The sequence below is a fragment of the Brevundimonas terrae genome, from assembly GCF_011761985.1.
Classification (GTDB): Bacteria; Pseudomonadota; Alphaproteobacteria; order Caulobacterales; family Caulobacteraceae; genus Brevundimonas; species Brevundimonas terrae.
On sequence record NZ_JAASQT010000003.1, the window covers coordinates 165,576 to 185,138 of the forward strand.

Annotated in this window: 18 protein-coding genes; 11 read left to right on the forward strand and 7 right to left on the reverse strand. The window is 60.8% G+C overall.

The genetic code is table 11. The features are described from left to right. Positions 1-64: 64 nt before the first annotated feature. Together FHS64_RS09170 and FHS64_RS09175 are read left to right on the forward strand one after the other, a co-directional pair. On the forward strand, positions 65-562 hold the full coding sequence (locus tag FHS64_RS09170) for a pentapeptide repeat-containing protein (protein ID WP_167177901.1): 498 nt from the start codon (positions 65-67) through the stop codon (positions 560-562). Between the two features lie 142 nt (positions 563-704). Next, positions 705-1,442 carry a pentapeptide repeat-containing protein gene (locus tag FHS64_RS09175; protein ID WP_167177902.1) on the forward strand — a complete coding sequence of 246 codons (738 nt, stop codon included), beginning with the start codon at positions 705-707 and terminating at the stop codon, positions 1,440-1,442. Between the two features lie 79 nt (positions 1,443-1,521). On the opposite strand, the gene aspS is transcribed toward FHS64_RS09175, so the two are convergent. Beyond that, entirely contained in the window at positions 1,522-3,354 is a 1,833-nt protein-coding gene (gene aspS / locus FHS64_RS09180) for an aspartate--tRNA ligase (protein WP_167177903.1), read from the reverse strand. Positions 3,355-3,729: 375 nt separating this feature from the next. Here aspS and FHS64_RS09185 point away from each other — a divergent pair, with 375 nt between their 5' ends. Genes FHS64_RS09185 through FHS64_RS09200 form a run of 4 tightly spaced genes read left to right on the forward strand, consistent with a single transcriptional unit; the run spans position 3,730 to position 8,694 of the window. Further along, a complete protein-coding gene (locus FHS64_RS09185) occupies positions 3,730-4,413 on the forward strand; it encodes a P-loop NTPase family protein (RefSeq protein ID WP_167177904.1) in 684 nt (227 codons plus the stop codon). Between the two features lie 54 nt (positions 4,414-4,467). Next, positions 4,468-6,696, forward strand: coding sequence for an RNA degradosome polyphosphate kinase (locus tag FHS64_RS09190; RefSeq protein WP_167177905.1), 2,229 nt, complete (start codon positions 4,468-4,470; stop codon positions 6,694-6,696). Beyond that, positions 6,696-8,180, forward strand: a complete 1,485-nt coding sequence (locus FHS64_RS09195; RefSeq protein ID WP_167177906.1) for a Ppx/GppA phosphatase family protein — start codon at positions 6,696-6,698, stop codon at positions 8,178-8,180. The genes FHS64_RS09190 and FHS64_RS09195 overlap by 1 nt, the downstream gene beginning before the upstream one ends. Positions 8,181-8,229: 49 nt before the next feature. Next, positions 8,230-8,694 carry a hypothetical protein gene (locus FHS64_RS09200; protein ID WP_167177907.1) on the forward strand — a complete coding sequence of 155 codons (465 nt, stop codon included), beginning with the start codon at positions 8,230-8,232 and terminating at the stop codon, positions 8,692-8,694. A gap of 71 nt (positions 8,695-8,765) precedes the next feature. Here the strand turns inward: FHS64_RS09200 and rnd are convergent, their stop codons facing one another. Continuing rightward, positions 8,766-9,920, reverse strand: coding sequence for a ribonuclease D (gene rnd, locus FHS64_RS09205; protein WP_167177908.1), 1,155 nt, complete (start codon positions 9,918-9,920; stop codon positions 8,766-8,768). An 80-nt stretch (positions 9,921-10,000) separates the two neighbouring features. Between rnd and purM the strand changes: the two genes are divergently transcribed. Further along, positions 10,001-11,038: a phosphoribosylformylglycinamidine cyclo-ligase gene (gene purM, locus FHS64_RS09210; RefSeq protein ID WP_167177909.1), complete on the forward strand. Its 1,038-nt coding sequence runs from the start codon at positions 10,001-10,003 to the stop codon at positions 11,036-11,038. Positions 11,039-11,095: 57 nt separating this feature from the next. Here purM and FHS64_RS09215 read toward each other — a convergent pair whose 3' ends face one another. Continuing rightward, a complete protein-coding gene (locus FHS64_RS09215) occupies positions 11,096-12,670 on the reverse strand; it encodes a S10 family peptidase (RefSeq protein WP_167177910.1) in 1,575 nt (524 codons plus the stop codon). Positions 12,671-12,853: 183 nt separating this feature from the next. On the opposite strand from FHS64_RS09215, the gene purN reads away from it, so the two are divergent. Both purN and FHS64_RS09225 read left to right on the forward strand, forming a co-directional pair. After that, a complete protein-coding gene (gene purN, locus FHS64_RS09220; protein ID WP_167177911.1) occupies positions 12,854-13,447 on the forward strand; it encodes a phosphoribosylglycinamide formyltransferase in 594 nt (197 codons plus the stop codon). 104 nt (positions 13,448-13,551) lie between these two features. After that, positions 13,552-15,573, forward strand: coding sequence for a M13 family metallopeptidase (locus FHS64_RS09225; RefSeq protein WP_167177912.1), 2,022 nt, complete (start codon positions 13,552-13,554; stop codon positions 15,571-15,573). Between the two features lie 129 nt (positions 15,574-15,702). Here the strand turns inward: FHS64_RS09225 and ndk are convergent, their stop codons facing one another. Beyond that, the gene (ndk, locus tag FHS64_RS09230) at positions 15,703-16,122 is read right to left on the reverse strand and encodes a nucleoside-diphosphate kinase (RefSeq protein ID WP_167177913.1); all 420 of its coding nucleotides are present in this window, start codon (positions 16,120-16,122) and stop codon (positions 15,703-15,705) included. Positions 16,123-16,258: 136 nt separating this feature from the next. Between ndk and FHS64_RS09235 the strand changes: the two genes are divergently transcribed. After that, complete coding sequence (locus FHS64_RS09235; protein WP_167177914.1) at positions 16,259-18,157, forward strand: ABC-F family ATP-binding cassette domain-containing protein; 1,899 nt, start codon at positions 16,259-16,261, stop codon at positions 18,155-18,157. After that, entirely contained in the window at positions 18,157-18,399 is a 243-nt protein-coding gene (locus FHS64_RS09240) for a DUF2164 domain-containing protein (protein WP_167177915.1), read from the forward strand. The genes FHS64_RS09235 and FHS64_RS09240 overlap by 1 nt, the downstream gene beginning before the upstream one ends. A gap of 45 nt (positions 18,400-18,444) precedes the next feature. On the opposite strand, the gene FHS64_RS09245 is transcribed toward FHS64_RS09240, so the two are convergent. The 3 genes from FHS64_RS09245 to FHS64_RS09255 are packed head-to-tail and all read right to left on the reverse strand — an operon-like array spanning position 18,445 to position 19,555. Next, positions 18,445-18,744, reverse strand: coding sequence for a hemolysin (locus FHS64_RS09245; RefSeq protein ID WP_167177916.1), 300 nt, complete (start codon positions 18,742-18,744; stop codon positions 18,445-18,447). Between the two features lie 26 nt (positions 18,745-18,770). Further along, positions 18,771-19,094, reverse strand: a complete 324-nt coding sequence (locus FHS64_RS14185) for a hypothetical protein (RefSeq protein ID WP_208380886.1) — start codon at positions 19,092-19,094, stop codon at positions 18,771-18,773. After that, the gene (locus tag FHS64_RS09255; protein WP_167177917.1) at positions 19,094-19,555 is read right to left on the reverse strand and encodes a DNA polymerase III subunit chi; all 462 of its coding nucleotides are present in this window, start codon (positions 19,553-19,555) and stop codon (positions 19,094-19,096) included. Before FHS64_RS09255 ends, FHS64_RS14185 begins: the two co-directional genes overlap by 1 nt. Between the last annotated feature and the right edge of the window lie 8 nt (positions 19,556-19,563).

Consider the following 19,563-nt stretch of genomic DNA (forward strand, 5'->3'; position numbering starts at 1 on the left):
GATTGTCGGCACGGGACTTGCTGATTTTCGGTCCTGACTGCCTGACAGGACAAGGAACTGTGCCATGACGAACCGTGCCACGCCGCTCGCCGCATTGACGCTAATGCTGGTCAGCCTTGCTGCGCCTTCAATGGCCCAGAACCAGAGCCAGATCGCACAGGTCCGCGCCGGTTCGTCCTGCCCCGGTTGCAACCTGTTCCAGGGTGATTTCACCTATATGGAAAAGGCCGGACTGAACCTGTCCGGCGCACGGCTGCGTCAGGCCGATATGACCTTGGCCGTCTGGAACCGCGTGCGCCTGAACGAGGCGGACCTGCGTGATATCAATGCCTATGGCTCGGTGATGTCGAGCGCCAACTTTGCCAATGCCGACCTGACCAATGCGTCGCTGGTCGGGGCATGGTTGCAAGGTTCCAACTGGAGTGGTGCCAAGCTGGAAGGGACCAACCTGTCGGGAGCCGACCTTTCGCGCGGGCGTGGCCTGACACAGTCGCAACTGTCCCAAGCCTGTGGTGACAGTTCAACCATCCTGCCTCAGGGCCTGACCATCCCAAGCTGCTGATCTAGAACAGCTTTCATTTCGGCCACAACCGTTACGCCGATTTAAGTAGGCTTTCGCGCCCCCAAGGGGCATCTACTGTCCTATGAACAAGGCACGCGCCAAAACTTCTGTGACGTCTCTGCTGCTGGCTGCTGTCGCTTGCATGAGCTCAGCCCTGCCCGCACAGGCTCTGTCACTGACTGTGCAGAACCGCGACGTGGCGCGGGCCATCTCGCTGGGCGGCGTCTGCACGGGATGCGAACTGTCCGGCCGTGATCTCAGCGGCGCGAATATGGCAGGCGCATCATTCCGCGACTCCACCTTTATCGGAGCCAATCTGCGCGGCGCCAGCATGCTCGGCACGAATTTCACAGGCTCGGATTTCGAGCGGGCCGATATTCGCGGTGCCAATCTGGCGGGCTCCAACTTCCGCGGCACAGACCTGACCGAAGCCCGCATGACCGGTGTGGTTGCCGCCGGTACCAGCTTTACCGGTTCGGACCTGACCGATGCGTCTCTGGACAATGCCGAGTTAACCGGTGCCGTCTTTACCGCCGCCGATCTGACGCGAACCAACCTTAGTGGCAGCCGCATGGTCGGCGTAACGCTGAGCGGTGTCGATGCCACCCGCGCCAACTTCTCCAATACCGAGATACTGGCCTCGAACCTGAGCGGCAGCGACTTCTCCAGAGCCGATTTCACGGATGCGCGGCTCGATAATTCCCGCCTGCGCCACAGCGACTTCAGCCGGACCAATTTCCACAACGCCTCCCTGCGGCGCACCGATATTCGCGGCACCGACCTGTCGGATGCCCACAACCTGACCCAAAGCCAGATCAATCAGGCCTGTGGCGATCGCTCGACCCGTCTGCCACGCGGACTTCGCGTCTCCACCTGCTGATCCAGATCACAACGCATACAAAAAAGGGCGGCCCGCAATGGCCGCCCTTTTTATTTGTCAGTCGCCGTGGCGCTGCCGATCAAGCCTTGATCGGCAGTTGGGTACGGATCGACAGCTCCTTCAGTTGGCGGTCTTCGGCATCCGAAGGGGCGTTCATCATCAGGTCCTGACCCTGCTGGTTCAGCGGGAAGGCGATGACTTCGCGGATCGCCGTCTGGTTGGCCAGCAGCATCACGATACGGTCGATACCCGGTGCCAGACCACCGTGCGGCGGTGCGCCGTAACGGAAGGCGTTCAGCATGCCGCCGAACTGTTCTTCGACGACCGAAGAGTCGTAACCGGCGATCTCGAAGGCCTTGAGCATGATCTCGGCCTTGTGGTTACGGATCGCGCCCGAGCACAGCTCATAGCCGTTGCAGACGATGTCGTACTGATAGGCGCGGATGGTCAGCGGGTCTTGCGTTTCCAGCGCTTCCATACCGCCCTGCGGCATCGAGAACGGGTTGTGCGAGAAGTCGACCTTCTTCTCTTCTTCCGACCATTCGAACATCGGGAAGTCGACGATCCAGCAGAATTTGAACTGCTCTTCGTCCACCAGCTTCAGCTCAGTACCGACGCGGGTACGGGCAAGGCCAGCAAACTTGGCAAACACGGCCGGATCACCGGCAGTGAAGAAGGCGGCATCGCCCTTGCCGAGGCCCAACGAAGCCATCAGGGCTTCGGTCGGCTCTTGGCCGAGGTTCTTGGCAATCGGGCCGCCCCATGCCTGCTGGTCGTCGGACCAGAAGATGTAGCCGAGGCCCGGCTGGCCTTCGCCCTGCGCCCACGAGTTCATACGGTCGCAGAAGGCGCGCGAACCACCGGTCGGGGCCGGAATGGCCCAGACAGCGTTCTTGGCATCAGCGCCGAGGATCTTGGCGAACAGGCCGAAACCACCTTCGCGGAAGTGGTCCGAAACGTCCTGCATCTTGATCGGGTTACGCAGGTCCGGCTTGTCCGAACCGTACCACTTCATCGACTGGGCATAGGTCAGACGCTCGAAGCCCTTGTGCTCCATGGTCTGGCCGAAATCGTTGGTGAAGGTGTGGGTGCCGTCGATCGGCGACACCGGCTTGCCCTCGCCGAACTCGTTGAACACGCCGTTCATCAGCGGCTCGATGACCTGGAACACGTCTTCTTGGGTAACGAAGCTCATTTCCACGTCGAGCTGGTAGAATTCCAGCGAACGGTCGGCGCGCAGGTCTTCGTCGCGGAAGCACGGCGCGATCTGGAAGTAGCGGTCGAAGCCCGACACCATCAGCAGTTGCTTGAACTGTTGCGGTGCCTGCGGCAGCGCATAGAACTTGCCCGGATGCATGCGCGACGGCACGAGGAAGTCGCGCGCGCCTTCCGGCGACGATGCCGTCAGGATCGGGGTCTGGTACTCAAGGAAGCCCTGCTCGACCATGCGCTGACGGATCGAGTGGATCACCTTGGAGCGCAGCACGATATTCTTGTGCAGGGTCTCGCGGCGCAGGTCGAGGAAGCGGTTCTTCAGGCGGATTTCTTCCGGATATTCCGGCTCGCCAAAGACCGGCAGCGGCAGTTCGGCGGCTTCCGACAGGACTTCAACCGACTGGACGCGGACTTCGATCGCACCGGTCGGCAGGTTGGCATTGGTGGTCTCTGCCGAGCGGGCGATCACTTCGCCGTCGATGCAGATCACGCTTTCGGCGCGCAGGCGCTCGACAGCGTCAAAGCCCGGCGTTTCGGGGTGCAGGACCAGTTGCGTCAGGCCATAGTGGTCACGCAGGTCGATAAACAGCAGACCGCCGTGATCGCGCTTGCGGTGGACCCAGCCCGACAGACGGACAGACGAACCAGCATCGGAGGCGCGGAGCGCGCCGCAGGTATGGGAGCGGTAGGCGTGCATTATGAATCGTTCAAACAGTAAGGCCGCGCGCGCGGCGGAAATTGAAGGCCGTAGGGCGCACTAAAGCCCCTGAAAGTCAAGTTTTGAACGCCCTTTTGGCCGCCTTAACCCAAGACTTGATCGCGTGCTGGCTCCCCTGCCGCGTGCGGCCCGTCACCAAACCACATGGCTTTGAGCGATTCCGTGCCCGCGCGTTAAAAACGCCGTTCCATTGCTTCATCCCCAATCCGGCACAACGGCGCCAATTTTTCCCACAGGCCACCCCTCAAATGCCCCACAGCTAGTGGTTTGATCCACAAGACCCACAAGATCGTCCACCAGACTCACATGGGGCGCCCCGAGACGGATCGTGAATTGCAGTGTTATGAATTTGACATGTCCGCAACCCGCGCTCATTTGGCCCAGATGCAACTTCGCCTCCCGCTCAAGCAGGAGACGTCGCGCCGTGCCTCTACCCTCACCGTGTCCGGCTCCAATGCCGTCGCGGCGACGGCGCTCGAGGACTGGCCCAGCGAGCCCGGCTCGATCATGGCGCTTTATGGCCCGCAAGGCTGTGGCAAGAGCCACATGGCCGCCGCATGGGTCGAGCGCGTCGGGGCCATCGCCCTGCATGGCGAAGAAGCCTCATGGTGTGATCTGGCGCAACTGGAAGGCCGCCCTGTCCTGCTTGAAGAGGCCGACGGTGCCGATGACGAAGCCCTGTTCCACCTTATCAATCTGACGCAGGCCACAGGCGGTGCACTCCTGATGGTATCGCGCGATCCGCCTGCCTCGTGGATGACGCGCCTGCCCGATCTGCGTTCACGCCTGAACGCCATCCGCACCATCGCCGTCGAGGTGCCGGATGATGCGGTTCTGGCCGCCATGCTGAAAAACGCCTTTGCCGCGCGTAACATCGTGCCGGGTGAAGGGGTGATCGATTATCTGGTGCGCCGCATCGACCGTTCGGCCCAGTCCGCCGAGATGATTGTTGACCGTCTGGACATCTATAATCGCCCCGTGACGCGTGTTTTGGCCCGTCAGGTGCTCGAAGGCGATTTTACCGCAGGACTTTCCTAGGCTTTTCAAGCAATCGCGCTTGCAGACGTCACACTGGCGAGCGACAAATCTGTCATGACCGATTTCACTCCCACGACAACCAATGCCGGCGAGGTCGTTCCGTCCTCGCGTGCGCCGCAACTGGAACTGAACGAAGCCCTGCTGGCCTCGCCAGAACGGTTCATCAATCGCGAGCTGTCGTGGCTGGCCTTTAATGGCCGTGTGCTGGAAGAAGCCGCCAACGAAGCGCACCCGCTTCTGGAGCGCGTGCGCTTCCTGTCGATCTCGGCCAATAATCTCGACGAGTTCTTCATGACCCGCGTGGCGGGCCTGAAGGGTCAGGTGCGCGAGCATGTACGCGTGGTGTCGCCCGACGGCCTGACGCCCGCCGAGCAGCTTGAAAAGGTCAATGCCGCTGCGGGCAGCCTGATGGCCGAGCAACAGCGCCAGTGGCGTATCCTGCATCGCGAAATGACCAAGGCGGGGATCGATATTGTCGATGCCAGCCGCATCACCAAGACCGAACGTGATCGCCTTGAACCGGAGTTTCTGAACCGCCTGTTTGCGGTTCTGACCCCGATGGCCATTGATCCGGCCCACCCCTTCCCCTTCCTGCCCAATCTCGGCTTCTCGCTGGCGCTGAAGCTGCGCCGCAACAGCGACAACCGCATCCTGTATGCGCTGGTGCCGGTGCCGACACAGGTGCGCCGTTTCTGGGCCTTGCCGACCGATGGCCGCTCGACGCCGGGCAAGACCCGCTATGTGCCGCTGGAAGGTCTGCTACTCAGCTTTATCGACCACCTCTTCCCCGGCTGCAAAGTGCTGGAAAAGGGTCTGTTCCGCCTGATCCGCGATTCCGATATCGAGATCGAGGAAGAGGCCGAAGATCTGGTCATGGAGTTCGAGGAGGCCCTGAAACAGCGCCGCCTCGGCTCGGTCGTCCGCATCAAGATTCAGGCCGACATGCCCGATGACCTGCGCGAATTCATCATCGGAGAACTGCACGCCCAGCCACAGGATGTCGTTATCGTGGACGGCATGCTGGGTCTGGCCCAACTGTCCGAGCTGATTCCGGCGGGCCATCCCGAGCTTAAGTTCAAAGGCTATGAGCCGCGTTATCCCGAGCGGGTGCGTGACAATGGCGGCGATGTCTTTGCGGCGATCCGCGAAAAGGACATGCTGATCCACCACCCGTTCGAAAGCTTCGATGTGGTGGTGCAGTTCCTGCGTCAGGCGGCGCGTGACCCGAACGTCATCGCCATCAAACAGACCCTTTATCGCACGTCGAAAGACAGCCCCATCGTCGCGGCCCTGATCGAGGCCGCCGAGGCAGGCAAGAACGTCACCGCCCTGATCGAGCTAAAGGCGCGTTTCGACGAGGAAGCCAACCTGCGCTGGGCCCGCCAGATGGAGCGGGCGGGCGTGCATGTGGTGTTCGGCTTTGTCGAATACAAAACCCACGCCAAGCTCAGCGTCGTCGTGCGACGCGAAGCCGATGCCCTGCGCACCTATTGCCACTTTGGCACCGGCAACTACCACCCGACCACGGCCAAGATTTACACCGACCTCAGCCTGTTCACCTGCAATCCCGAACTGGGCATGGATGCGACACGGGTGTTCAACTACATCACCGGCTATGCCGCGCCCGATGAACTGGAACGCTTGGTCGTCTCGCCGCTGAATATGAAGTCCACCCTGCTGGAACTGATCGGCAAGGAAATGTCGGCAGCGGCCATGGGCAAGCCCGCCGCCATCTGGGCCAAGATGAACTCTATAGTGGACCCCGAAATCATCGACGCCCTTTACCGCGCCAGCCAGTGGGGCGTGCGTATCGAACTGGTGGTGCGTGGCATCTGCTGTCTGCGTCCGGGGGTCAAAGGTCTGTCGGAAAATATCCGCGTGAAGTCGATTGTGGGCCGCTTCCTTGAGCACAGCCGCATCGTTGCCTTTGCCAATGGCCATGACCTGCCCTCCAACAAGGCCAAGCTGTTCATTTCCTCGGCCGACTGGATGCCCCGCAATCTGGACCGCCGTGTTGAACTGATGACCCCGATCCTGAACCCGACGGTTCACGATCAGGTGCTGGACCAGATCATGGTCGCCAACCTGAAAGACGACGTCCAGTCATGGACGCTGCAAAAGGATGGCACCTATAACCGGGTCAAGGCATCCACCACCGAGCGTCCCTTCTCGGCGCACAAATATTTCATGACCAACCCAAGTCTGTCGGGCCGTGGGCGCAAGGTGAAAACCCTGCCCGCCACCCTGTCCTATGGTGGTTCACGCTCCAACAAGGCCGGCTGATGCCCGAGATCGAGTTCCCCTCACAACAGATTGCCGTCATCGACATCGGCTCCAACTCGGTGCGTCTTGTGCTGTACCGGCTGGAAGGCCGCGCCATCTGGACCATGTTCAACGAAAAGGTTCTGGCCGGTCTGGGTCGCGATATTTCGGTGACCGGAAAGCTGTATGAACCGGGCGTCGAAATGGCCATGACGGCCCTGAAACGCTTTGCTGCGGTTATCGAAGGCGTCCAGCCAGACAAGATTTTGACCGCTGCCACCGCCGCTGTGCGCGAGGCCAGCGACGGTCCGGCCTTCTGCCAGCGCGTTCAGAACGAAACAGGCCTGAACATCCGCGTCCTCAGCGGCGAGGAAGAAGCCAAATACGCCGCCTTCGGTGTGATGTCGGGCGCGCCCCACTCCTCGGGCGTGGTCGGCGATCTGGGCGGGGCCAGTCTGGAACTGAACCGGCTGGGCACCACAGGTCAGGGTATCACCCTGCCGCTGGGACCATTTGTGCTGTCGGGCGGCAAGGATTTTGACGCCAAGCGTATTCAATCGCGCATCACCAAGGTTCTGGCCGGTGTGCCGGATGATTACCGCTCCAGCATTTTCAACGCCGTAGGCGGCGCATGGCGGACACTGGCGCAAATCCAGATGGAGCGCACAAACCATCCTTTGCGGATCGTCCATCAGTATTGCATCAGCGCCGACGAAGCCCGCGATCTGGCCGACTGGGTCATTTCCCAGAACCGTCCGGCACTTGAAAAACATCCCGGTGTTTCCAAGCGCCGCGCCGAAACCCTGCCCTATGCGGCCCTGAACCTGATCGGCCTGATTGATCGTCTGGGCATCGAAACCATCCGGTTCTCGGCATGGGGCGTGCGCGAAGGTATTCTGCACGGCCAGATGGAGCCGAAAATGCGCGCCGTTGATCCGCTGCTTGCGGGCTGTTCGGCATGGGGCGGTCGTCAGGGCGTTGACCCTGCCCTGCCGCGCGCTCTGGACGGTTGGCTACAGCCAGTCGCCTCGGCCCTGCCCGAAGTGTTTGGCGAGGAACGCGATGCTCTGCTGACGGCTTCGGTATGCCGTCTGGCCGATATCGGTGCGCGCCTGCACCCCGACCACCGGCCTGAACTGGTCTTTGACCAGACGCTGTGGGCGCCAATCGCCGGCCAAACCCATGCCGAACGGGCCTTTATGGCCGCCACCCTCTACGCCCGCTATGGTGGCACGGCAAAGACGCCGCGCCCCGAAACGGTGGACCGTCTTCTGTCGCCCGACGGCCAGAAACGCGCGCGCGCACTGGGTCTGGCCATGCGGTTGGCCTGTGACCTGTCGGGCCGCTCGCCCCAGCTTCTGTCCAACGCCGCCGTATCCGTCAGCAAGACCCATCTGCGGGTCACGGCCGTCAAAGGCTATGCCGCGATGCTGCTGGGTAGCCAGACCAAGCGCCGCGCCAAGGCCCTGTCCGACGCGATGGAGCTGGAACTGGCTGACTTCTAAGAACCACACCTGAGGGGGGATTATGTGGACTTTACGGATTGCAAGCCTTGTGACCCTGATTGCCGCTATCGGAACATGGATCGCAAAAGGCATTGTCATCGACCGCTATATCGGTATGCCGCTAAGCAATTTTGGACTGTTCCTGATCGCCCATCCGGTCAGTAAAATCGGCATGTTGATGCTCTTTGCGCTGGGCGGACTGCTGTGTCTCGCGGCTCTGATTGCATTGTTTGTTCACGGGGTGGCAAAGGACCGTAGCCCGTCTTCGCCTGTCGATCTGGTGATCTGGCTGGGTGTATTCGCCCTGATCGGCCTTAGCCTGCTGGTCAATGGTTATCAGGAAATGGCCATTCAAATGGCGATCAAAGAAGTCGGGCCCGTCAGTTTTGCCGTCACAGCTCCGCAACGGGTCGAGCAACTCTTTGTCTTCAGCCTCGCCCTGTGGCCCTCTGCCTTTGCATTGCTGATGCTGCTTGTCGCCCGCATGCGCCGCAGCAAGGCCATAGGCGCGTAAATCTGCCCCAGAAACCAAAAGGGACCGCAGCCAGTGGCTACGGTCCCTTTTCATTGGCAGGACTGTGAAAATCAGTCTTCGATTTCGACGATCTCGACGCGCGATCCGTTCAGGACCAGAGCAATCTCGCCGCGTTTCAGTTTCAGCGCATCTTCGCCGAACATCTTGCGGCGCCAGCCCTTCATGGCCTCGATATCGGCATCGTCGTTCAGCGCGATTTTTTCGAGGTCGGACACGGTGGCGATCAGCTTGGAGGCCACGCCTTCATTGTCGCTCTTGGCCTTCAGCAGAACCTTCAGCAGTTCCACCACCGACGGCGGGGCCGGTTGGTTGGCGCTGGGGCGTTCCAGCTTAGGCGCATGGGCTTCGGGATCGGCCAGAACGCGCTTGAGTTCAGCAGCCAGTTCCAGACCCAGACGCGATGCGCCAAAGCCCTTGGGCACCGAGCGCAGGCGGTTGAAGGCATCCGGATCGGTCGGGCACTGGACGGCGATTTCGTCCACGCCTTCGTCTTTCAAGATACGGCCACGCGGCTGGTCGCGTTCCTGGGCGGCACGTTCGCGCCAGACAGCGGTGGCCACAAAGGCCGCCAGATATTTGGCGTTGAACTTTTTGGGCTTCAGACGTTTCCACGCATTTTCCGGCGTGGTGTCATAAAGGGCCGGATCGGTCAGGGCATCCATCTCGCCCATCACCCAGTCCAGACGACCTTCCTTGTTCAGACGGTCGCGCAGCTTGGGATACAGGGCCGCAAGGTGGGTTACGTCACCCAGTGCATAGACCAGTTGCGCTTCCGACAGCGGGCGGCGTGCCCAGTCGGTGAAGCGGCTGCCCTTGTCCAGTTCCTGACGCAGCATCTGGCGGACCAGAGCCTCATAGGACACCTGATCGCCAAAGCCTGCGGCCATGGCAGCAACCTGCGTATCGAACAGCGGGCGCGGCATCGCACCCAGCCGGTTGAAGATTTCAACATCCTGACGGGCAGCATGGAAAACCTTCAGAATCGATTCGTCGCGCAGGATCGCAAGGAAGGGTTCGAGGTCCAGATCATCGGCCAGAGGGTCGATAATGGCGGCGTCCGTTGGCGAAGCCGCAGCCTGAATCAGGCAGAGCTTGGGCCAATAGGTCGTTTCGCGCATGAATTCCGTATCCACGGTCACAAAAGGTGCCTTGGACAGACGATCACAGAAAGCGATCAGCGCGTCATTGGTGGTGATTGGCGTCATTACAGTCTATAGCCCCGCACGACGCCGTCGTGGCAAGAGCGCTGCGACAGATTTTTGTCCCTGTTTTTGAGCCGTGACCGATGAGCGACACCTCCGAAGCCCCCAAAACCGGCCTGACCTACGCGTCCGCAGGCGTAGATATCGATGCTGGCGAGCGTCTGGTTGACGCGATCAAGCCACTGGCAAAGTCCACGCGCCGTCCGGGTGCCGAGGCTTCGCTGGGTGGTTTTGGTGCCCTGTTCGACCTGAAAGCTGCCGGTTTCAACGATCCGCTGATCGTTTCGACCACCGACGGCGTCGGCACCAAGCTGAAAATCGCCATCGAAACCGGCATGCATGACGGTGTGGGCATCGATCTGGTGGCCATGTGCGTCAACGACCTATTGGCACAGGGCGCAGAGCCGCTGATGTTCCTCGACTACTATGCCACCGGCAAGCTGGACGTGGACGCCGCCAAGCGCGTCGTCGCCGGTATCGCCGAGGGCTGCCGGCAATCGGGTTCGGCTCTGGTCGGTGGTGAAACCGCCGAAATGCCGGGCATGTATTCGGGTGGCGACTATGACCTCGCCGGTTTCTCGATCGGTGCCGTAGAGCGCGGTCAGGTGCTGCCGTATCTGGACCAGCAAAAAGCCGGTGACGTCATCATCGGCATCGGCTCGTCCGGTCCGCACTCCAACGGTTATTCGCTGGTCCGCAAGGTTGTCGAGAAGTCGGGCCTTGGCTGGGATGGCGCTGCGCCGTTCGCCGAAGGCAAGACGCTGGCCGAAGCTTTGATGGAGCCGACCCGCATCTATGTGAAGTCGGTCCTGCCGCTGATGAAGTCGGGTCTGGTCAATGCCGGTGCCCACATCACCGGTGGTGGCCTGATCGAGAACCCGCCGCGTTGCATCGCCGAGGGCTTCAAGGCCGAGTTCGACTGGAATTCGTGGGAAATGCCGCCGGTCTTCCAGTGGATGGCCGAAGTCGGCGAGATCGACGCCCACGAAATGCGCCGCACCTTCAACTGTGGCGTGGGCTTCATCCTGATCGCCAAGCCGGAACATGCCGAGGCTATTCTGGCGGCCCTGCTGAACGCGGGCGAAGAAGCCTTTATCTGCGGTCAACTGGTCGCCGCCTAAGCGATCAGCCCCAAAAGAACAAAGCCCCGCAGATCACTCTGCGGGGCTTTTTCTTATTTAGCGGACGCCGCCGTTGGACGTCTCGTCATAGTATTTGGCCAGATCGCGATACAGTTGCTCCAGCGGCTCGCGGCTGGTGTACATCATGTGACCACCTTCATAATAGGTGAACTCGACGTTCTTACGCAGGTGCGGCTCCAGCATCATCTGGTTCAGATCATACTCGGTGCCAAAGAACGGCGTGGCCGCATCATAGTAACCGTTCAGGGCCAGAACCTTCAGGTGCGGGTTACGGCGCATGACAGTCGCCAGATCAATGGCAGTGTTCGGCGTGGTTTGCGGACCACCGACCGGCGGACGGTGCGACCAGTTCCAGTCAAAGCCCGGCAAACCGCGTGCCGACTGGCGATATTCCAGATCGGTACGATAGTTCAGCGTATTGGCGATATAGTCCTGGAACATGCCGTAATAGGCACCCGTCACCGCGCTGGATGCCGGATCTTCTTCCGGTGCGCCGGTCACCTGGCTGGCGTCGATACCCAGATAACGGCTGTCCAGACGGCCGACCGTCTGACGGCGGTCACGCAGCAACTCCTTGCGGAACGGGCTCAGCTCGACACGCAGGTTTGCGGCATTGATGAAGTTGGCATCGATACCGATCAGCGTACTCATCTGCTGGGCGATCTGTGCCTTCTCCTGATCGGAGATGTTATGGCCCTTGTTCAGAGCCGTCTGGTACGGACCCGCCGCAAACTCGCGGGCGCGCTGGACGTGGTCTTCCAGCGAGACGCCATCACGGTTGATGGCATTGTGGTACCACGCCGTCGCCGCATAGGTCGGCAGCAGGCTGACAAAGTTCTGCGGATAGCCCGGCTGGCGCACGCCATAGTTCATGATCGACGACAGCAGGATGACGCCATTCAGCGACATGCCACGGTTTTCAAGCTGATAGGCCAAGGCACCGGCACGCAGCGTGCCATAGCTTTCACCCAGTACGAATTTCGGGCTGTTCCAGCGGTTGTACTTGGTGGTGTAGCGCAGGATGAAGCGGGCAAACATGTCCGCATCGCCATCCACGCCCCAGTAGGCCGAGGTCGGCGCATCACCCAGCGGGCGCGAATATCCGGCACCGACCATGTCGATAAAGACCAGATCGGTCTTGTCCAGCAGGGTCATGTCGTTCGAGGTCAGGCGCAGCGGCCCCGGACGCTCGACCACCGGATCATCGGTTGCCACGCGGGTCGGACCAAACGCGCCCATGTGCAGCCACATGGTCGGCGAACCCGGACCGCCGTTGAACATATAGGTGATCGGGCGCGTGCCCAGCGGCTGGCCATCCAGCGTATAGGCCACATAGAAGACGCTCGACGTCGGCTGGCCCGCATCGGTGCGAACCGTCAGCGTCCCCGCCGTCGCCTTATAGCGCAGGGTCTTGCCGTGGGCCTGCATGGTGTGACTGGTCACAACCTCGCGCTCTTCCGCGGTCGGACGGACCCAGTTCTTCTCGATATCCTCGGCCACCGCGTTACGCGCGCGCTCGGCGGCGCTGCCACGATTGCCGTCCTGAGCCTGCGCTGCCAGCGGCGCGGCCAGAAGCGTGGCCGCACAGGCCGCGATAATCAGTTTACGCATGAATACTCCCCCCTAAACAGAGCGGCACAGCCTAATCACGCGGTTAAAACAACAGCAACACCGCCGTTATCAAATAACGTAGATACGCAAGAACCACGGCCAGACTGCCGCTTTGCGCTTGCCTTTGCGGGCCTCAGGCTTCAATGGCCATGCAGACACGACCTGCCCCTATCCGAGCCGCTGATGACCGCCCCTTCCAAGACCCGCGTCGCCGTTCTGATCTCCGGTTCCGGCACCAATATGGTCTCGCTGGCCAAGGCTGCACAGGCTGCGGACTGCCCCTACGAAGTGGTTCTGGTGCTTTCGAATATCGAGGACGCTGCCGGTCTGCAAAAAGCGTGCGATCTGGGCATAGAGGCCGTATCCGTACCCCATCGCGCCTTTGGCAAGGACCGCGAGGCCCACGAAAAAGCCGTTCACGCCGAACTGCAAAAGCGCGATGTTCAGGTTGTCGCCCTTGCCGGATATATGCGTATCCTCACCCCTTGGCTGGTCAGGGAATGGGAGGGTCGCATGGTCAATATCCACCCGTCTCTGTTGCCGCTCTATCCCGGTCTGGACACCCATGCCCGCGCCATCGCGGCGGGTGACACAGAGGCCGGTTGTACTATCCACATCGTCACCGAAGGCATGGACGAAGGCCCGATCATCGGTCAGGCCCGCGTTCCGGTCATGCAGGGCGACACACCGGATATGCTGGCCGAACGGGTCAAAGAGGCCGAACACAGGCTGTACCCGCAGATTCTTTCAAATTTCGTCATTCAAAGCTGCAATTAATCGAAATTAATGTGGCACGCGTCCCAATCGGGCGCACAATCGAACCCTGCGGGGGCAGCAGACCATTGAGTCTGGACCTCCTCCTTCTTTGAGGATTCGATTGAATGAAAAAGCATCTGCTGTGCGCCGTCGCCCTGTCGGCTTGCCTAACGGCCCCTTGCGTCGCGTCGGCGCAATCGGCGCATTTCCAGCCCTGGGGTTTTGATCTTGAAGGGCGCGACCTGAGCGTTCGCCCCGGCGACGATTTCAACGCCTATGCCAATGGCACCTATCTGGCCAATGTTGAAATTCCGGCAGACAAGACCCGCTTTGGTCCGTTTGACGCCCTGTATGAAAACGCTCAGGGCCAACTTCGCGCCATCATCGAAGAATCCGCCGCCAACCCGAACACCGACAATGCCCGCAAGGTCGGTGCCCTCTATGCCAGCTTCATGAATGAAGCCGCCGTTGACGCCAAGGGCGCAGCCCCGATGGCTGCCGATCTGGCCTCCGTCAAAGCCGCCACCAGCCACAGCGACATCGCCCGCCTGATGGGCGGCAGCAATGATGGCTTCGGCTCGTCCATCTTTGGTCTGGGCGTCATGGAGGACATGAAGAACTCCTCCATCAACAGCCTATATCTGGGTATCGGCTCGCTGGGCCTGCCCGACCGCGACTACTACCTGTCCGACAGCTTTGCGCCGCAACGCGCCGCCTATCAGGCCTATATCGGCCGGATGCTGACCATGGCGGGCTGGGACAATGCCGAACAGGCCGCCAGCGACATCATGGCCTTTGAGACGGCCCTCGCCCAAAAGCACTGGCCAATCGCCGATCGTCGCCAGTTCGACAAGCTGTACAACCCGATTGCCGCGACCGAACTGTCCACCTTTGCTCCCGGTTTTGACTGGGCCGCCTTCCTGAACGCCTCCAAGGTTGGAGATGTCGCTCAGGTGGTGATGATGGAAAACACCGCCCTACCCGGTATGGCAGAAGTGTTTGCCGCCACCGACCTGAACACCCTCAAGGCGTGGCAGGCCTTCAACATCATCGATGGCGCATCGCCCTATCTGTCGAAAGACTTTGTGGATGCCCGTTTCGAGTTCCGCAACAAGACCCTGCGCGGTCAGCCGGAAAACCGTCCGCGCTGGAACCGTGGCGTGGCTCTGGTCGATGGTAGCCTGTCCGAAGTGCTGGGTCAGGAATATGTCGCCCGCCACTTCCCTGCATCCTCCAAGGCCCAGATGGAAGAACTGGTCGGCAATCTGATTGCCACCATGCGCGACCGTCTGACCCATCTGGAATGGATGGCGCCGGCCACCCGCACCGAGGCTCTGGCCAAGCTGGACAGCTTCCGTCCCAAGATCGGCTATCCGGACAAGTGGCGCTCGTATGATGCCCTGAACGTCAGCGCCGATGACCTGTATGGCAATATCGAACGCATCTCTGCCTTCGACTGGGCCTATAACCGCGCCAAGATCGGTCAGGCTGTCGATCTGGAAGAATGGGGCATGTCGCCGCAAACGGTGAACGCCTATTACCACCCGCTGCGTAACGAGATCGTCTTCCCCGCTGCCATCCTGCAGCCGCCCTTCTTCGACCCGAACGCCGACGCCGCCGTCAACTATGGCGGTATCGGTGCCGTGATCGGTCACGAAATCATGCACGGTTTCGACGATCAGGGCCGCAAGACCGACGCCAAGGGCCAACTTCGTGACTGGTGGACCGCAGAAGATGCCGCCCGCTTCGACGTCGAGGCCAAGAAGCTGGGCGCGCTATACGCCGCACAGCAGCCGCTGCCGGGCGTTGCGATCAATCCGGACCTGACCATGGGCGAGAACATCGCCGATCTGGGCGGTCTGGTTCTGGCGCACGCGGCCTATAACCGCAGCCTGAACGGTCAGGCGGCGCCTGTTATGGATGGTGTCACCGCCGAACAGCGCCTGTTCCTTGGCTGGGCGCAGGTCTGGCGTGACAAGATCCGCGACGAGACCCTGCGCGAGTATCTGGCCACCGACCCGCACTCGCCGGGTGCGGCCCGCGCCGCCACACCGCCGCGCAGCATCGACGCTTGGTACGATGCCTTCGGAATTACTGCCGACCAGAAGCAGTACCTGAAGCCGGAAGATCGCGTCCGCATCTGGTAAAATGAATGGCCCGCAGTCCTTATGGATTGCGGGCTTTTTCACCGGTCATGCCAAAGAAAAAACCCCGCCAGCACGTGCTGGCGGGGCTTTTCTAATCGCGTTGCCACCTGAAATCAGGCGGCACCACACTTAGCCAACGATGTCGGCGTCGGTGAAGAATTGAGCGATTTCGATGCCGGCGTTTTCCAGCGAGTCCGAACCGTGGACCGAGTTTTCACCGATCGACAGGGCGAACAGCTTGCGGATGGTGCCTTCGGCAGCATCGTTCGGGTTGGTTGCGCCCATGACTTCACGGTACTTGGCGACAGCGTTGTCACCTTCCAGCACTTGCACAACGACCGGCTCGGCGATCATTTGCGAAACCAGTTCGCCGTAGAACGGGCGTTCTGCGTGAACTTCGTAGAACTTCTTGGCTTGAGCTTCGCTCAGCTTGACGCGGCGTTGAGCGACGATGCGCAGGCCAGCGTTTTCGATCACAGCGTTGATTGCACCGGTCAGGTTACGACGGGTGGCGTCCGGCTTGATGATCGAGAATGTACGTTCGGTCATGGTAGTGACTTCTGTTTGGAAAAAAGGGTCGCGGGCTTATAGCGTTCTGCTCACCTATTTCCAACTCCCCCTTACAGTTGTCCAAATTCTCCCGTAACAAGCGGCTTCTTCGACACGAAAAGTTCTTCCAGCCGATATGCTTCAAATTACCAACCTGACCTTCAGCTCCTGGGGCCGCCAGTTTCTGGACAATGCTTCAGTCAGCCTGCCCCCCGGCTCCAAGGTGGGTCTGGTCGGCCGAAATGGCATCGGCAAGTCGACCCTGTTCAAGATCATCCTTGGCGGTCTGGCCGCCAATGGTGACGAGGTGTCGATCCCCAAGAATGCCCGTGTCGCATCGGTGGATCAGGAACACCCCGCCACGCCCGTCAGCGTGCTTGAAACCATTCTGGAAGCCGACAAGGAACGCCACGACCTTCTGACCCGTCTGGAAACCGCCGAGCCGGAAGAGATGGGCGAAATCTGGATGCGTCTGATCGAGATCGACGCCGACAGCGCCCCTGCCCGCGCCTCGGAAATCCTTGTGGGACTTGGCTTTAGTCAGGAAGACATCCAGCGCCCGATGGCCCACTTCTCGGGCGGTTGGCGTATGCGTGTGGCATTGGCGGCGGCCCTGTTTGCCGAGCCGGACCTGCTGCTGCTGGACGAACCGACCAACTATCTCGACCTTGAAGGCGTGGTCTGGCTGGAACAGCGCCTGAAGCGTTACCCGCATACCGCACTGCTGATTTCGCACGACCGCGACCTGCTGAACTCGGTCTGTACGCACATCCTGCACCTGTCGAACCGCAAGCTGGACCTGTACACAGGCAGCTACGACACGTTTGAAAAGACGCGCTCCGAAAAGCTGCGCCTGATGGCCGCCAACCAGGCCAAGCAGGACGTCGAACGTGCCCACCTTCAGAAATTCATCGACCGCTTCAAAGCCAAGGCATCGAAAGCCACGCAGGCCCAGTCGCGCGTTAAAAAGCTGGAGAAGCTGGAGCGAATCGAGCTGCCGCCCGAAGAGCGCGTGGCCCCGTTCATCCTGCCTTCGCCGGAACGCCCGTTGCCGCCGCCGCTTATTCGTCTGGAAAATGCCAATGTCGGTTATGAAACCGGCAAGCCGATCCTGCGTAATCTGAACCTGCGTATGGACCTTGATGACCGTATCGGTCTTCTGGGCGTCAACGGCGCGGGTAAGTCGACCTTTGCCAAGCTGATCGCCAAGGCGCTGGACATCCAGTCGGGCGAGTTCCACCGCGATGGCAAGATGCGCGTTGGCTGGTTCCACCAGCACCAGATCGAGGCGATGGACCCCGAGGATACGCCGCTGCAGATCATCCTGCGCGAAATGCCCGATGCCAGCGAGAACAGCCGTCGTTCGCGTCTGGCCCAGTGGGGCCTGCCGTTCAACAAGCAGGACACCAAGGTTGCCGCCCTGTCGGGTGGCGAGCGTGCGCGTCTGCTGTTGAACCTTGTGGCCATGGATGCCCCGCACATCCTGATCCTCGACGAACCAACCAACCACCTTGATATCGACAGCCGCCGCGCCCTGCTGGATGCGCTGAACGAATATACGGGTGCGGTGATCCTGATTACCCACGACCGCTCGCTGATGGAGCTGGTGGCCGACCGCCTGTGGCTGGCTGCCGATGGCACCGTAAAGCCGTTCGATGGTGATATGGACGACTATACCAAGTTCGTTCTGGAACGTGCCAAGCAGGGCATGAAGCCCTCGCAGGTCAAGAAAGACGCCGAACCCAAGGCGTCAACCGGCACCCAAGCCGCCAATGCCAACAGCGGTAACGCCAAGCCCAAGAAAAAGGGCAAGTCGCCTTCGACCCTGCGCCATGCTGTGAAAAAGGCCGAAGAAATCATGGCTGCGATCGCTGCGGACATGGCCAAGACCGATAATGAAATGGCCGAAACCGCCGGTAAGGACCCTAAAAAGTTTGAAGTCCTGAGCCGCAAGCGCGCCCAGCTTCAGACCGATCTGGAAAAGGCCGAGGCCGACTGGATGGCCGCCGAGGAAGAACTGGCAGAGGTCGCCTGATGAAAACCCCGCCGCCCATCCTGTCCAAAGACGAACTGAGAGACGCGGCGGGCATCCTGCGCCGCTATTTCCGCGAGGAGTTGGAACAGGAATTGGGGCAACTGCCCGCTGAAATGCTGGTCGAATATATCGGCGAGCATATCGGCAAACAGTTCTACAACCGCGGCCTGCGCGACGCCGAGAGCGTGGTGCGCGCCAAGGTCGAGGATGTCTCCGACACCCTTTACGGTATGGAACGCTGAATCAAAAAAGGCCGCTCTTTCGAGAGCGGCCTTTTCTTTTGGGTATCAGCCGCAGGATACGCGGGTAATCTTCTGGGTCGCTTCGTCATAGGTGAAGGTCACACGGTCCTGACGATAGTCCATCGTAGCCGCATCCGTGCTGCCCAAGACGCGGAAGACGAGCCCTTGCGGTGCCGTCGGCAGCGACTGGCGCGACTTGCCTTCCCACGATTTCCAGTCCTCGATGCGGCACTGGCCCGTGCCATCCGCGGAACGGATCGGCTCGTCCGTGGTCATCGGGGTCGGCGCACAGGCCGCCAAGCCTAGAAACGCAACTGCAGACATCGCAGAGATAGCTTTAAACATTGTCGTATCCTTTTGTTTAACCGTATTTATCCGCACGAAACCGACTGTATACGGCCGGTCTGGCGATCATAAAAAATATTGACCCGATCCGGTCTGTGATCCTCGGTCACAGGACAGGTTGTGCAGGTGACACGACGGTTGATCACATCGACCGGCACGGGGATTTCACTTCTTTGACGCCCTATCAGCCACTGCAACTCTTCGGCATTACAACGCGCGACCACCGGATTTTGTGCCGGTGGTGCCGCATTTGAATAATAGGGTCTTTCGGTCGGCGATATCACGGCGGGCTGTACCGGAAGCGTTTGCGAGACCGGCCCGCCACAGGCGGCCAGTCCGATGGTCATCATCAGGCCGAACGCGCCCAGCGCCCGTCCTCGTCCTGTTTCCAGTATTGAAGCTCTGCGCCGCTGTCCTTCAGGTCGCGCCAGCGATTGCGCGCATGCTGGACGGACTGATCGTTGCGGCCGTCGAAAATGATGAAACACCGTGCATATCCTTCCGTGTTCCCCAGCTCTGACTCGTCGATGATGAACAGCGTCTGAGCAGAGTTCAGGTTGTCGCCCGATTCGGAAATAAGCACGGGCTGCACATCCGCGTGATCGGCATCGGCGCGACCATGCGGCAGGAAACTGTCGGGCCGGTACACCCACAACATTTCGTCCAGATCGTCTACGGTGCCGCTATTTCCAGCGCGCACCAAGGCCCGCCAGCCCCGCTGGAGCGTCTTCTCCAGCAGGCCCGGCAACACCTGATCGAGCGTCGAGCGCTCGAGGTGGTAGAACCAGATTTCCGTTTTGGTGTCGGACATCCGGCCCT